This is a genomic window from Spongiivirga citrea, assembly GCF_010671565.1.
Lineage (GTDB): Bacteria > Bacteroidota > Bacteroidia > Flavobacteriales > Flavobacteriaceae > Spongiivirga > Spongiivirga citrea.
Map to the genome: position 1 here is coordinate 419089 of NZ_JAABOQ010000005.1, position 15229 is coordinate 434317.

17 protein-coding genes are annotated in these 15229 nt (G+C 36.1%); 7 read left to right on the forward strand and 10 right to left on the reverse strand.

All coding sequences use genetic code 11. The features are described from left to right. Positions 1-9: 9 nt before the first annotated feature. Together GWK10_RS13870 and rpe are read right to left on the reverse strand one after the other, a co-directional pair. Complete coding sequence (locus GWK10_RS13870) at positions 10-978, reverse strand: YpdA family putative bacillithiol disulfide reductase (RefSeq protein WP_164032977.1); 969 nt, start codon at positions 976-978, stop codon at positions 10-12. After that, the gene (gene rpe, locus GWK10_RS13875) at positions 975-1637 is read right to left on the reverse strand and encodes a ribulose-phosphate 3-epimerase (protein ID WP_164032978.1); all 663 of its coding nucleotides are present in this window, start codon (positions 1635-1637) and stop codon (positions 975-977) included. Before rpe ends, GWK10_RS13870 begins: the two co-directional genes overlap by 4 nt. A gap of 120 nt (positions 1638-1757) precedes the next feature. On the opposite strand from rpe, the gene GWK10_RS13880 reads away from it, so the two are divergent. Genes GWK10_RS13880 through GWK10_RS13895 form a run of 4 tightly spaced genes read left to right on the forward strand, consistent with a single transcriptional unit; the run spans position 1758 to position 4241 of the window. Further along, complete coding sequence (locus GWK10_RS13880) at positions 1758-2201, forward strand: nuclear transport factor 2 family protein (protein WP_164032979.1); 444 nt, start codon at positions 1758-1760, stop codon at positions 2199-2201. 41 nt (positions 2202-2242) lie between these two features. Continuing rightward, positions 2243-3607, forward strand: coding sequence for a TrpB-like pyridoxal phosphate-dependent enzyme (locus GWK10_RS13885; protein WP_164032980.1), 1365 nt, complete (start codon positions 2243-2245; stop codon positions 3605-3607). A 1-nt stretch (position 3608) separates the two neighbouring features. Further along, entirely contained in the window at positions 3609-3959 is a 351-nt protein-coding gene (locus tag GWK10_RS13890; protein WP_164032981.1) for a DoxX family protein, read from the forward strand. Next, the gene (locus tag GWK10_RS13895) at positions 3960-4241 is read left to right on the forward strand and encodes a hypothetical protein (protein ID WP_164032982.1); all 282 of its coding nucleotides are present in this window, start codon (positions 3960-3962) and stop codon (positions 4239-4241) included. A gap of 5 nt (positions 4242-4246) precedes the next feature. Here the strand turns inward: GWK10_RS13895 and GWK10_RS13900 are convergent, their stop codons facing one another. From GWK10_RS13900 to GWK10_RS13930, 7 genes are all read right to left on the reverse strand, one after another. Further along, a complete protein-coding gene (locus tag GWK10_RS13900; protein WP_239540763.1) occupies positions 4247-4861 on the reverse strand; it encodes a peptidylprolyl isomerase in 615 nt (204 codons plus the stop codon). A gap of 78 nt (positions 4862-4939) precedes the next feature. Then, positions 4940-5347, reverse strand: a complete 408-nt coding sequence (locus GWK10_RS13905; RefSeq protein ID WP_164032984.1) for a BLUF domain-containing protein — start codon at positions 5345-5347, stop codon at positions 4940-4942. Between the two features lie 221 nt (positions 5348-5568). Then, positions 5569-6432, reverse strand: a complete 864-nt coding sequence (locus GWK10_RS13910) for a sigma-70 family RNA polymerase sigma factor (protein WP_164032985.1) — start codon at positions 6430-6432, stop codon at positions 5569-5571. A 207-nt stretch (positions 6433-6639) separates the two neighbouring features. Next, on the reverse strand, positions 6640-8037 hold the full coding sequence (locus GWK10_RS13915; protein ID WP_164032986.1) for a hypothetical protein: 1398 nt from the start codon (positions 8035-8037) through the stop codon (positions 6640-6642). Then, entirely contained in the window at positions 8037-8513 is a 477-nt protein-coding gene (locus tag GWK10_RS13920) for an RNA polymerase sigma factor (protein ID WP_394351664.1), read from the reverse strand. Before GWK10_RS13920 ends, GWK10_RS13915 begins: the two co-directional genes overlap by 1 nt. Before the next feature lie 144 nt (positions 8514-8657). Then, positions 8658-9053, reverse strand: coding sequence for a hypothetical protein (locus GWK10_RS13925; protein ID WP_164032988.1), 396 nt, complete (start codon positions 9051-9053; stop codon positions 8658-8660). Positions 9054-9100: 47 nt separating this feature from the next. Beyond that, the gene (locus tag GWK10_RS13930) at positions 9101-9724 is read right to left on the reverse strand and encodes a DUF1566 domain-containing protein (RefSeq protein WP_164032989.1); all 624 of its coding nucleotides are present in this window, start codon (positions 9722-9724) and stop codon (positions 9101-9103) included. A 398-nt stretch (positions 9725-10122) separates the two neighbouring features. Here GWK10_RS13930 and GWK10_RS18650 point away from each other — a divergent pair, with 398 nt between their 5' ends. The 3 genes from GWK10_RS18650 (at position 10123) to GWK10_RS13945 (ending at position 12874) form a co-directional block, all read left to right on the forward strand. Next, positions 10123-11289, forward strand: coding sequence for a helix-turn-helix domain-containing protein (locus GWK10_RS18650; protein ID WP_164032990.1), 1167 nt, complete (start codon positions 10123-10125; stop codon positions 11287-11289). A 396-nt stretch (positions 11290-11685) separates the two neighbouring features. After that, complete coding sequence (locus GWK10_RS13940; protein WP_164032991.1) at positions 11686-12207, forward strand: DUF3575 domain-containing protein; 522 nt, start codon at positions 11686-11688, stop codon at positions 12205-12207. Between the two features lie 19 nt (positions 12208-12226). Next, positions 12227-12874 carry a hypothetical protein gene (locus GWK10_RS13945; protein WP_164032992.1) on the forward strand — a complete coding sequence of 216 codons (648 nt, stop codon included), beginning with the start codon at positions 12227-12229 and terminating at the stop codon, positions 12872-12874. Positions 12875-12939: 65 nt separating this feature from the next. Here the strand turns inward: GWK10_RS13945 and GWK10_RS13950 are convergent, their stop codons facing one another. After that, complete coding sequence (locus GWK10_RS13950; RefSeq protein ID WP_164032993.1) at positions 12940-15180, reverse strand: polyribonucleotide nucleotidyltransferase; 2241 nt, start codon at positions 15178-15180, stop codon at positions 12940-12942. Between the last annotated feature and the right edge of the window lie 49 nt (positions 15181-15229).

Sequence of the window (15229 nt, forward strand, 5' to 3'; positions counted from 1 at the left end):
TCTGTGAATTCACTTGTGATCGCTTTTTAAGATTGTATTCATGATCATGCCAGGATGAATACGAGAATTCTCAATAAACCATTTATGGGTTTCCATACCTCCGCAAACAACACCGGCTAGGAAAAGTCCGCTTATATTGGTTTCCATAGTATCCGGATTGTATTGTGGAATTCGTTTTCCGTCTTCAGATAATGAGACCCCAATCGATTCTAAAAATGAGAAGTTTGGCTGATATCCAGTAAGTGCTAATACATAATCATTCTCTAGAACTACTTCACCTTTATCGGTAGTAATTACCAAATCTTTCTCTCTTATTTCCTTAATTGTACTATTGTAAAAAGCTTTGATGCTTCCTTCTTTTATCCGATTTTCAATATCTGGTTTTGCCCAATACTTCACTCGTTTTCCAACACCTTCACCTCGAATAATCATCGTGACATCACCACCTTTTCGATAAATTTCTAAAGCGGCATCTACTGCGCTATTATTTGCACCAACAACAATAACTTTCTGTTGTGCATAGTAGTGAGCATTGTCATAGTAATGCTTCACTTTAGGCAGATCTTCTCCAGGCACCTTTAGTAGATTAGGAATGTCATAAAATCCCGTTGATAGCACTAGGTTGTTTGCGGAATATGAATCTTTTTCGGTTGTTACTTCAAAAAGCTCATTTTCCTTCTTTAATAAAAGTACCTTTTCAAAAAGATTAATATTCAGTGATTTGTTAGTCACAATGCGACGATAGTATTCTAGCGCCTCGTCCTTATAGGGTTTTGCATTTTTGCTAATAAATGGAATATCATCTATTTCTAACTTATCAGAAGTCGAGAAAAAGGTCATCCCCTCAGGATAATTGTACAATGAATTTACAATACAACCTTTCTCAATGATTAGATAATTTAGACCTTGTTTTTGAGCTTCTAATCCGCAGGCTATACCTATTGGGCCACCACCAACAATAATGAGGTCGTAACTCATAAATTAGAAATGGTTTTAAGATCGGCAATAGTAGTAAGCGGGTCGGCACTTTTAAAGACAAAACTTCCCGCAACTAGAACATCCGCTCCAGCGTCAACTAAGTTTTTTGCATTCACATCAGTTACTCCTCCATCTATTTCTATCATGGTGTTCGCATCATTGTCATTGATCATTCTTCTTAGTTTACGAACTTTTTCATAGGTCTGTTCTATAAATTTTTGTCCACCAAAACCAGGATTCACACTCATTAAACACACCATATCAATATCTCGGATAACATCCTCTAATACAGTGATACTTGTATGCGGATTAAGTGCGACTCCAGCCTTCATGCCTTCTGCTTTAATGGCTTGTAATGTTCGGTGCAAATGCGTGCATGCTTCATAATGAACAGTCAAGATATTACTGCCTAGTTCAGCAAATGTTTTAATATATCTGTCCGGATCTACGATCATCAAATGAGTATCGATTGTTTTGTTGGCGTGTTCACTTATTGCTTTTAAGACTGGCATTCCGAATGAGATATTGGGGACGAAAACACCATCCATAATATCAATATGAAACCAATCGGCTTGGCTTTCATTAACCATTTCGATATCGCGTTGTAGGTTGGCAAAATCGGCTGCTAAAACGGAAGGGGCAATCATGGTAGAACTCATTTAATAGGTTTTTTACAAAGATAATTGGTTTGATGAGAACTTAGAATTTTTATTCGCAAAGGAATTTAAGTCGGATATGGTTATATTTATGTAATCTATCATTCCATTTGTTTCATCATTATGAAATCTTTAATTGTTATCTTGATTTGTGTCTTTTCTTGCGCTATTAGTGCCCAATCTCGACAAGATTCTTTAGCAATAAAACGGGCTGCATTAGATTACATTGAGTCGCAACATGAGGTAAAGCCGGAGAAGTTTGAGCGTTCGGCACACCCGCGAATGGTAAAAAGAACTTTTTGGACCAATAAGAAAACCAAAAAGGAATACCTAAGAGAAACTTTTACAGACGCAATGATTCTACTTGCGGAATCCTATAATATAAAAGGAGATAAATTTCCTGAGAATCCAAAGAAAGAAGTGATTATACTTGATGTATTCGATAAAACCGCTTCGGTTAAGTTGATAGCAGACGATTGGATTGATTATATGCATATTGTCAAATTAAACGGAAAGTGGCAAATTGTAAACGTTCTTTGGCAATTTAATGATTCAAAAGACCATTGAAATGGGGTGTTGAATCAGACTGAAAAATAACTTACTACTATATGAAAACCAGAAAAATCCTTCTAACTGAAAAAGAAATTCCAGAAAAATGGTATAATGTCATAGCTGATATGCCTAATAAGCCTCTTCCGCCTTTGCATCCTGGAACAAAAGAACCTATTGGGCCAGATGCTCTAGCGCCATTGTTTCCTATGGAATTAATTAAGCAAGAAGTAACAACGGATAAGTGGGTTGAAATTCCTGATGAGGTTCGTAATATATATTCATTGTGGAGGCCAACACCCTTATACCGTGCTTATGGACTAGAAAAGGCATTAGATACTCCAGCCAAAATCTATTATAAATATGAAGGTACGAGTCCATCAGGTTCGCATAAGCCAAATACGGCAGTGCCACAGGCATATTATAATATGAAAGAAGGGGTAAAGAGAATTACCACAGAAACTGGAGCGGGACAATGGGGTAGCGCATTGAGTTTTGCTTGTAACCATTTCGGATTGGATTGTGAGGTGTATATGGTAAGGTTGTCTTACGATCATAAGCCTTATCGAAAAACAATGATGAATACTTGGGGCGCAAAAGTATTTCCTTCGCCCTCTGATGCAACAGAAGCCGGCCGAAAGATATTGGCACAGGATCCTAATACTACTGGATCTTTAGGGATTGCAATTTCTGAAGCAATAGAACGAGCTGCGACTAATGAGGACACAAAATATGCATTAGGTAGTGTGCTAAATCATGTAAAACTGCATCAAACAATTGTTGGTCAGGAAGCCATAAAACAAATGGAAAAAGCGGGAGACATGCCTGATATTGTAATTGCTCCTTTTGGTGGTGGGTCAAATTTTGCTGGACTTTCATTCCCATTTTTACGACTTAATTTTGAGGAAGGTCGAAATATCCGCTGTATAGCTAGTGAGCCTACTTCCTGTCCGAAACTTACCCGTGGTGTTTTTCGATACGATTTTGGGGATACCGTGGGAATGACCCCTTTATTGCCAATGTACACATTGGGGCATAACTTTGTTCCAGCACCAATTCATGCAGGTGGTTTACGCTATCATGGGGCAGGTGTAATTGTGAGCCAGTTGTTACGAGATAAATTGATAGAGGCAGTAGCCCACGATAATCTAGAGGTTTTTGAAGCTGGAGTGCTATTTGCTAGATCAGAAGGTATTGTTCCTGCACCAGAAGCTACCCATGGTATAGCAACTGCAATAGCTGAAGCTAAAAAATGTAAAGAAGAAGGTGTTTCTAAAACCATATTATTCAACCTATGTGGTCATGGTAATTTTGATATGAAGGCTTACGAAGATTATTTTGCAGGTAAGATTGTAAAACATGAGATAACCAAGGAAGAGATTGAGGCCTCGTTGGCTCAATTGGATACGCCTGAGATTAACTAATATGAAGACAGTTTACTGGATTTCAACAGCACTACTTTGTTTGTTTTTATTGTGGAGTGCTTATACCTATATATTTAGCAAGACGACAATAGATGGTGTTAAGGAATTGGGCTTTCCTGATTTTTTTAGAGTTCAGCTAGCTGTTTTAAAAGTGATTGCTGTTCTAATTATTCTTATCCCACAAATTCCATTAGTAGCTAAAGATTGGGCGTATGCTGGAGTATTCTTATTTTTTGTGACAGCGATAGTCGCGCATGCTGCACATAAAGATCCTTTTGTTATTATGTTGATTAATGTGATGCTTATTGGGGTTTTAGTTGTTTCTAGGGTTTGGTTGTATAAGGTGTATTAGATGAGAAAAACATTGTTAAAAGGTACAATTTATTCCGTTTTCCTATTTGCTACTATTTCATTTATAACGGTTCTTAATTCTGTTAATTCCCCGATTACTGGTTATGATAATGACGGTGAATTAGCGATTGGTTTTCCTTTTAGATACTATCATGAGTTTATTGTAGATTGCCCTGATACTAATTGGGGTTGGTTTCCTGAAAACTTAACCCTAGATATTTTGATTTGCTGGATTTTTGTAAATGGATTTTTGGTTTTGAGGGAAAAGGGGGGTAAGAAATAGTTTCATTATTTTTCCTTTACTGTAGTTATCTCGGCCTTCAAAATATAATCGATTTTTGGGTATTTTCTTCTTATAAAAAGATTGTCCTTTGAAATGGAGTCATAGTCATTCATTGGCTTCGCTCCATAAGAGAAAAAGGCTTTTACATTCTTCATTCCAGAAGTGACTTTTGCTATAACGGGAAACCCTGTTACTCCGGAATAATGAATCGTATCTAAGCGTGGAGAATTGTTTTTTAGATTTATGAAAAGCTGTAATCCTCTAGTATTTATTGTATCTCTGGCAAACGCCATAGTACCAAAAACATTTTTTTCGATCACAGGTTCATCTAATACCTTTTTCTGACCCCATTGCGAATTAATAATACTATCAGGCTTTCCAAATTGGGCAACGTAATTAGGAATCATTCTATATACAGGAACTGAATCGAAATAACCGTACGTAATGAGTTGATATAACCTATCTACTCCTTGAGGAGACCACTTGCGGTAAGACTTGATCTCAAAATCACCTCTAGTGGTTGTAAAAACGGCTTTAAAATATTGAGGAGATTCTGTTTGGAGCCATTTAGATTTAAACTTAGATGAGCTGCATCCAGCCAAAATTAGAACAAAAATCAAAAAAAGAATCGAATGAAAGTTATTTTTCAAAATCGAATTTAGCATAACTACAGGGCCTGGTGAGTGTATAATTAGGGTTTATGTGTTTTTAAGGAAATGTTCAATTAGACTAATAAATTTAGACGTATGTTTTGAAGGATTATTATTAAGTAATGTAATATAGTTTTTGAGTTCTTTAAGACTAGTTAGATCTTTGACTACTTTAAAACCGTAATCATACTTTCCGAAAATTCGGTCTGGGTAATCCTTTTCAATTACTTTAATGACATTATGATGGCGATTGTCTTCCTTAATACGATTAAAAATAGAGATTATCTTTTTTTTAGGGCCCTCCATAATTTGCATGAAATTGCCTTGACCATAGACTAATACGCCCGTAATTTCTTGGGAAGTGTTTTTTGTAACAACATATTCAAATAGTTCTTCGAAATCATTGGTGCCAAGAGAAGAATCGGCTGTACTAAAATAACATAAAGAATGTATCATCTTCAGGGGGGTATTATATTAGTTGCTTACAAGATTTAGAACTCACTTCATTCTTTTTGTTTATTAATTAAACAAAAACCCCGGTAATCAGCCGGGGTTTTCTTTCATCAATCAAAAAACGAACAGTTATGTAAACTGTTGTTACTATAATAGTCGGTTCTAAAAAATGAACCTAACAATTTTCTAAATTGTAATCAGGTAAATATAACCGACTTTTTGGTTTATCCCAAATATGTTTTTAATATTTTACTGCGAGATGTATGTTTTAATCGACGAATTGCCTTTTCTTTGATTTGTCGCACACGTTCACGAGTCAAATCGAAGGTTTCGCCAATCTCTTCTAAGGTCATTGGGTGTTGATCACCTAAACCAAAGTACAAACGAATTACATCTGCCTCACGAGGAGTTAATGTTTCTAAAGCACGCTCAATTTCAGTACGCAAAGACTCATGTAAAAGGTCTTTATCAGGATTTGGTGATTCACCTGAACGTAAAACGTCATAAAGGTTTGAGTCTTCACCTTCAACAAGAGGGGCATCCATCGATACATGACGTCCAGAGTTCTTCATAGACTCCTTTACGTCATTCACAGTCATATCTAATTCCTTTGCAATCTCTTCGGCACTTGGTGCGCGTTCATGAGATTGCTCAAGGAAAGCAAATGTTTTATTAATCTTATTGATAGATCCAATCTTATTCAATGGCAAACGAACAATACGTGATTGCTCTGCTAATGCTTGAAGAATAGATTGACGAATCCACCATACAGCGTAGGAGATAAATTTAAATCCACGAGTTTCGTCAAAACGTTGTGCCGCTTTTATCAAACCTAAATTACCTTCATTAATAAGATCTGGTAATGTTAAACCTTGGTTTTGGTACTGTTTTGCAACAGATACTACGAAACGTAGGTTCGCTTTTGTAAGTTTTTCTAAGGCAATTTGATCACCAGCTTTAATACGCTGTGCTAATTCTACCTCTTCATCAGCAGTAATTAGATCAACTTTACCAATTTCTTGTAAGTATTTGTCTAAGGACGCGGTTTCACGGTTGGTAACCTGCTTTGTAATTTTAAGCTGTCTCATGAATTTTTTCTCCTATTATTTTGGGTTAAGCACGGCAAAATCGTTGTGAAGATTATGTCGGCAATATATTATACGTACAATGTTACCTAAATGTTACATTAAATAAGAAATATATTTTTGTATATCTGATAGTGAGCTTGTTATTCGCTGTTACTGCAAAACAAAACCCCCTAGCGTATAGAGGGGGTTTATGCATCCAAGATTGGTTTACTTTATGATGAAGCTAATTCCAGATTGTATACCAATAAAGTAGGGATTGAAATTTCTCGGACGGTTATTTAATGAGTTCATTTGGTATTTGAAGATTGGCTCTGCCTGAAACCTTATATTTTTTGTCAGCCCATACTGCAGTCCGATACCAACATTGACGGTAAAGAAAACTCTTGGGTATTGGGTTGTTTGACCAAGTAGTATCGAAGGTAAATCGTTTTGGATAACCGCTACAGAAGAATCTGTTAGACGAGACAAGCTAATTCCTGAAATGATATTAACCTTAAAGCGATTGTTGAAATAGATTTTGTTACTCATTTCAATAGGGATCTCCACACTTTTTATGGTTTGTTTCAACGTTATTTTAGTATTGTTTTCAAAAATTGTATTGAGTTGGGCTGATGGTATTTGGCTTGCGTAGTCAATAAAGGAGTAATTCAATAATGTATTGGGTGAATTAGATATGACCTGGTTGGTGTTATAAACAGCATTTAACATGTTTACACCAAGTCTGAGACTCGTTTTATTTGATAGCTGGTAGGTTAGGTACACACCATAACTCAAGGATATACCGCCATTTTTGGTGTTTTCATCTAAACTTTGATCAATAATAGAATAATTGCTGAAAGCATTATAATATGTTGGAGAAGCATGCACAAAGATCCTAAACGGTCTTTTTATTTCTTCCTCTTCTTTTTTCTTGGGTTCTAATTCACTTTTTATTTTTTTGATTGGGAGTTCGGTTTCTTGTTGCAGAGAATCTTGTTCTACGATTTTATTTATGCCATTCTCATGTGGTTCATTGTCATTTGTAATGCTGTTGGTTTTGTGTATTGATTGTTCAGTAGAAGGGCTATTTATGTAAGTAGCTTCCGAAGCGTCTTTGGAAATGTTATCAGTATCACTATTTATAGTATTATTTAATGTCTGGGTAATTTTCTTCTTATTTGATTTAAAAGGGCTTTGACGTGTTGAGCTGTTAGGTACAGGGATCGTATTTTTCTGATTTAAGCCCGCATCGTCCTGCTTTGTTTTAATAGTACGTATATCGATATCTTTTGTAGGTGCAACGCTGTTCGCATTATCCGTTACATCTTCTATATTAACTATTTTATCTTCACTTTCAGGTATAGCATCAATACAATTATCATCCTTGGTTGTAACAGTATTAATAGTTGGTAATTCATACTCGGCGTCTTTTTGGTTAAGCTGTATTCCAATAAATGACATCATTATAATAACTGCGGTAATACCAGAAAAAAGTAAGAAGAAAAATCTTCTTTTTTTTCTTTTTTTCTCCTTAAGAATATTTTTCCAAACGAATTCACTAGGTGATTTATCCAAAGCGGATAAATGCTGCTTGAAAATAGACCCTAAATCTTTTTTCTTCTCCATCATCTCACTGTTTTGCTTTCTTTGTTGTTCATTATCATTTCCTTGAGCATTACCTTAGCCCTGTGAAGATTAGATTTTGAGGTGCCCTCAGAAATTGATAATATCTTGGCTATTTCCTTATGCGAGTAATCATCCAACTCATACATATTGAAGGTTAACCTATATTTAGAGGGTAAGGCTTGTACAAAACCCAATATGGTATCCAGAGACATGCCCAAAACCTCATTTTGGTCGATTGCTGTGTCATCTGTTATTTCCTCTTTGATATCAGTAAATACAAATAGGTCTTTTTTGTATCGATCTATGGATTTGTTTATTGCTATTCTTTTCATCCAACCCTCAAATGAACCTTGACCTTTATAGGTTTTTATTTTTTTAAAAATGGTTAGGAAAGTGTCCTGTAAAATATCTTCTGCCTCAGCTTGATTTTTGGCATATTTAAGACAAAGGTTAAATAATGCCTGTTTGTATTTCACGAACAGGGATTCCTGTGCCTTTGGGTTATTTTTTTTACACTCAGAAATTAATTTTTCTATTGTCAAAAGCAAAGCTTTGTTTGGATGGTTTTATAAAAACATACAGGATGGTCCTGATTGTTTTTTAGGTAAAATAGGTAATTCTTATATTCTGACAATCGAGATAGTTGTTGAACAAACTTTATCATCTCCAGAGCTACTTATTCTAATTATACCACCAGTAAAACCACTGCCAAATCTAAAAACAGCGTTTTCTGTATTTTGCCCTTCTATCAGTATTATGGACCCCGATACTACCGACCATGTAAACTCTGGGTTAGTGATATTGGTATGAATCGAATAGTTAAGTTCTTCATTTGGTCGGGCTTCCGTAAAACCTGCAGGGCAACAACTGGTGCCTGGGTATGCTGCAATCTCAGCAAGATCGCAAACTTCTTCCGCCCGTGGTTCAATGGTGTCGTCATTGTTACAAGAAACCAAAAAAGACAGACAAAATAGAATAGTGCTATATATTAAAAATTGGTGCTTTGTTTTAAACATGATTATGGTTTTTATTATTCAATTAGAAATTAAGCTTATGGTTTGTTTTAAAAATACCGTACGGGCCTTACAATTGCTATGCCACACTGTTTACAGAGCCAGCCTTGGTCACCATTGCTAAAATCGGTGGCCGTGGCGGTATTAAAGTCGTGTTCAGAAGAGGTCCAATACAAATTATCTTCAAATCCTCCTATTCCGTTTAAATGTAAGTTCTTGTACATTAAAAAAGATTCTTCTTCAGAGGGCAAAAACCAATCATTGAAGCCATTGTTGCTGTATTCTTGGCATAGTTTTGCAGCTACGGTACCGTTGCTTTCTTCGCTGCATACCGAAGGATTATTGTAAAAATCATTTAATGCATCGTGAAAAAGGACAATTGCCTCGGTATTGGCAAGACCTGTTCCCAGTTCTAGATTTCGGGCATCGGTAATTGGCGCGCTGAAGCATCCCCATTCTGATATTCTTAAATTCGAAGGAGCAACTTCGATGTATCTCCATCCTCTGGAGATCTCACCTTTGTCATAAAAAATTATTCCTCCCCCAGGACCAGTTTCTCCTATTAAAAATTTACTATCTAGTGGTTGTTCTGTGCTGTCTTGATTACATCCTGAAATACTGAATATGAATAGGTATAAAACATATACAGATAGGTGATTTTTTGCATTTTTCATGATAGGTAAGCTCCTGTTTTATTTATAAGACCTGAAAAAAGTAAAAGGTTGCAAATAAAAATCAGGTGTCTGAAATTTTTCGGCTATAATTCTTTTTATAATTAGACTATAGTGGCTTAACTGGGTTTTGTTGGTTTGTTCTTGAGCGAGTGCTATTTATCGAGAATTACTCATTATTATGGTTAGGAGTGATGCTATTTAATCAAAGCTTAGATTAATGCGTTTAACCTTATAGGTTATATTTTCTATTAACGAATTGATATCCTAATTTTTATTAGGTGTCGATTATAAAAATACGTGTATAAACAGTCTAATATTTTGTGAAATGTTTCATTTTAAAAATGATAGTTGTTAGAATATGATATAAAAAAACTTACATTTATTGCCTTAAACTAACTGTGGGAACGACCTTTTTTAAATTTTTACTAATAGCGGGAGCTGTTCAGGGCTTTATATTTAATATCGCTTCTTTCTTTTCAGATAAGAAGAGTGGTAAGACGGTTTTATACCTTAATCTAGTCGTTTTTTTTCTATCTCTAAACAATTTACAAGCATGGCTTATCGAAAGCGGCTATGTATCTTCTAACTTTTTTATTAAGTACTTATTGGTGCCTTGGTATATGCCAATGTTTCCAATGTTTTATGTCTTTTTATTAAACTACCTCAATATTGAAAAGAAATTGAAAACCTTTTTAATATTTACAATGACACTTTTTGCGATAGAGTTGGTCGTTCGGTTCTCAGTAATTACCTATTTATATAATTTTAGTGATGAGCAAGGCGCCGCATCGTTAATGAAACAGTACAACAATGTCGAGGAAATTATTAACGCAATCTTTTGTGTTTTCATTTTTATCAAGGCGCTGACAGTAGTTTTTAAGAAACAAAACCTATACCAGCATATTTTAGAATATGACGACATAAAATGGATTAAGAATTTTGTTAAGCTTGGCGGGGTGATCGTTGGCGCCTGGTTATTGGCTATTGTTATGAATAATACAGTAAGTGGTATTAGTGCGCCTCATTCATATTATCCGTTGCGTTTAGGTAGTTCTATTTTGTTGTATTGGATTGGCTATCAGGGAATGTTTAGATACATTCTTACTCGTGATCGTATGGCGCTTCGTAAAAGAATATCGGTTAGTGATAGTATCAAGAAGTTGGTCGCTAAAGAGGCAAGTACTTCGATTATCGCAGAGAAGCAAGTCGAGGCTACAGAAACGCAGAAATCTGTGTTTAAAAGAATTAATGATTTTGTTAAGGATAGTAGATGTTATTTGAATCCAAAATTGAATCAAGAATTATTGGCGGAAGAATTGAGCATGAGTACAAGTCAATTATCGCTTCATATTAATATGTTTAGCGACTTTAATTTTTCTGACTATATAAATAATTATCGCGTTAATCAGGCAAAGAAGCTACTAACGGATACGCAGTTCAAACAATACACAATTCTTTCTATTGGTTTAGAATGTGGATTTAACTCACGTTCTACCTTTTATGCTGCATTTAAGAAGTTTACTGGGCAGACACCCACTATTTATAGGGCAAACGTGAATAGTTAATTTGTCCGAGTTTTAAGAATTTGGATAATCTCGGACACTCATAGTTAAGAGGAATCCTACATTTATTGCGTCGTTGTTTCACTTTTAGTATTGCTTTTGAAGATTTCAATAGCTTGCTGACTGTGATCAAAACATCGGCGTATTGTTGGGGGGTTTGTTAATCGAAAACCATGTAATTGATCATTAGCTTTCTAATTAGCCAAATGTCATATTATACGGATTAACAAACTTTAGCCTTCTCATTAATTTGGGAAGGCTTTTTTGTTTTCAAGAGCATATATTGAGGTGTTAAAACTTGATTAAAAAGAATCCGAGATTATCCAAATCAACTAAAATGGGACTAATAATCCAGGTTCTCGACTAATTTAGAAAGCACAACATTTAAATACATTTATTATGAAGAAAACAATGGGCATGGTCATCATGCTATTGACTGCAATGGTTTACAGTCAAGAACAATCGTTTTCCCCAACAAAGAAAAATGAATTTAAAGCAAACGCAGCATACCTTATTGCTGGTGTGGCTGAACTTGGCTATGAGCGCTTGCTCAATGAAGAATCTGCGATAGGAGTTTCATTAGCTTTTGCAGTAGAGGAAGAAGAATTCCTGAGATTATTAATAACGCCATACTACAGACTGTATTTTGGTGAAAAACCAGCTGCAGGTTTTTTTGTTGAAGGCTTCGCCATGTATAATCGGCTTCAAGACAATGATTTTTTCGATATTGGACTAGGAGGGATGCCTGTTGAGCCACCTGTTCAAGATAGTTTTGCGCTTGGCTTTTCGATAGGAGGCAAATTTTTATCACGAAAAGGTTTTGTAGCTGAAGTTTACGGAGGAATTGGTAGAAATTTTGGTAATAATGATCTATTTGAATTTGTACCAAGAGTGGGAGTCACCCTTGGAAAACGATTTTAATTTTTTAAAGAAATAAATTATGAAAAATCTGTTTTTTAAAATAGTACCAATACTGCTGTTGCTTTTTGTTGGATGCTCAGATAGGCAATCAGAAATAGAAGGTTATGAGTACTTTCAATTCAATGAATTAGATACAGACCAATTACTCGTAAAAGTACCCGAAACAAATGATATTGTTGTTTTTAAAAATCAAAATGAGGAGATCATATCACTAAGGGTGCAAATGAGCAAGAACGGGAGGGAGGGTGCATATACGCGCGGAACTTTTTCTGGTGGCGGAGGTTATTTGTTATATCATTTTGATACGCAACGCGTGGAGATGGAATTTGTAGCTGTTCCAGACCCCTTTGCAACCTTTGTAATAGACATTTCGAAAACAAGAACGAATTCGTTGGTTGGGAGTATTTACTTTGAGCTTTGGAACAAGCCATTGGATGAGTCTTCTAACCTTCCGGAGAGAATTAATATTGATTTTGAGGCAATCACCTCTAAGATGGTAATTAATGTAAAGGAATATAGTGATGTTTTAACCTTTAACTCGCCTAAAAATGAAATAGCGGGAAGTTGGTTTGGATTAGATAGAAACGTGAATGTTATATATTATGATAAGAAATACGGGTTCATTGGGTTTGATGATCTAGATGGCAATACGTGGCGGGGGGATTAATTACCGATACAAACTAAAAAACCCGGCTATTTTGCCGGGTTTTTGATTATTGTAAATAAAAACAATTAGTCTCTATTTTCTCTTGGCTTTCTGTCACCACGGTTTCTATTGTCTCTACCACGGTTATCTCTGCCTCGATCGTTTCTGTCATTGCGCTCACGTGGCGCACGCTCAACATAACCTTCCGGTTTAGGAAGAATTGCTTTTCTAGAAACTTTCTCTTTACGAGTGCGTTTGTCAATACCAAAGTACTTCACATCAAATACATCTCCCATGTTTACCACATCAGATACATTTTCAGTACGCTCCCAAGCAAGCTCAGATACGTGTAATAATACTTCATTTCCAGGAGCTTCTAAATACTCAACAACAGCACCAAAATCTAACATCTTGATTACTTTTACTTCGTATACGCTTCCAACTTCTGGCTTAAATGTAATCGAATCGATTTTAGCAAGAACAGCATCAATACCTTCTTGTCCTGTACCTAAAATTTCAACAATTCCTTCTTCAGTAACAGGATCTTCGTTAATAACGATGGTCGTATTGGTTTCCTTTTGAAGCTCTTGTATCACTTTTCCACCAGGACCGATAAGAGCACCAATGTAGTCATTCGCGATACGTGTAGTTACCATTTTCGGAGCGTAATCTTTTACATCTTCACGTGGTGCTTCAATTGTATCAGTTAGTTTTTCAAGAATATGTAAACGGCCATCTCTCGCTTGCTGTAATGCATTTACAAGAATCTCATATGAAAGACCTTTTACCTTAATATCCATCTGGCAAGCAGTAATACCATCGGCAGTACCGGTTACTTTAAAGTCCATATCACCAAGGTGATCTTCATCTCCTAAAATATCAGATAGAACTGCATATTTTCCAGAATCGGCATCAGAAATTAATCCCATTGCAATACCAGAAACTGGCTTTTTCATTTGAACACCAGCATCCATCATTGCCATTGTACCCGCACAAACAGTCGCCATTGATGATGATCCGTTTGATTCTAATACTTCAGATACTATACGAACTGTATATGGGCAATCATCAGGAACCATTCCTTTAAGTGCACGCTGTGCTAGGTTACCATGTCCTACCTCACGACGAGAAGTTCCACGAATTGGTCGTGCTTCTCCTGTACAAAACGGTGGGAAGTTGTAGTGAAGATAGAATGTCTCTTCTCCTTCGTGCGACGGCATATCTATTTGATTGGCTTCACGCGATGTACCTAATGTTACTGTTGCAAGTGCTTGTGTTTCTCCACGTGTAAAAACAGATGAACCATGTACTGATGGTAAGTAATCTATTTCACACCATATTGGGCGAATATCAGTTGTTTGGCGACCATCTAAACGAAGGCCTTCGTTTAAGGTAAGATCACGTACAGCCTCTTTTTCCGTTTTGCGGTAATATTTAGATACTAGATCACCAATATCTTCTAATTCTTCTTCAGAAAAAGTAGCGAGAATTTCTTCCTTAATTTCTCCGAAAGCAGCACCACGTTCTTGTTTGGATGAACCTCCTTTTGCTACGGCGTATACTTTATCATATGCCATATCATGAATTTTCTTCGCAAGATCTTCATCTTCTCTTTCTGGTTCGTATTCACGAACTTCTTTTTTTCCAACGGCAGCGGCTAGACGCTCTTGTGCAGCACACTGTACTTTAATCGCTTCGTGAGCAAATTTAATAGCTTCTGTCATCTCTTCTTCAGAGATTTCGTCCATCTCACCTTCAACCATCATTACAGAGTCTGCAGATGCACCAATCATCATATCTATGTCAGATTCGGCAAGCTGTGCTCTTGATGGATTAATAACGAACTCACCATTTACACGTCCTACACGTGCCTCAGAAATCGCACATTCAAATGGGAAATCGGATAATTGGATAGCCGCAGAAGCTGCCAATCCTGCCATTGCATCTGGCATTACATCGTCGTCATGAGACATTAATTGTATCATCACTTGTGTTTCAGAGTGATAATCTTTCGGGAATAATGGGCGTAATACGCGATCAACCAAACGCATGGTCAATACTTCTCCATCACTTGGGCGGGCCTCTCTTTTAAAGAAACCTCCAGGATAACGACCTGCAGCAGCAAATTTCTCACGATAGTCTACCGTAAGTGGTAAAAAATCAACATCTGCTTGTTTGTAATTTGATACAACCGTACACAAAAGCATACATTTTCCTGATTGCACCACAACAGATCCATGTGCCTGTTTTGCTAGTTTTCCGGTTTCGATAGAAATTTCTCTACCGTCTCCAAGGTCAATGACCTCTTTATAAGTTTGTGGAATCATAAATAATTAATTACAGTCCATAACAAGACTGTGTTAAACTTTGGTCTCC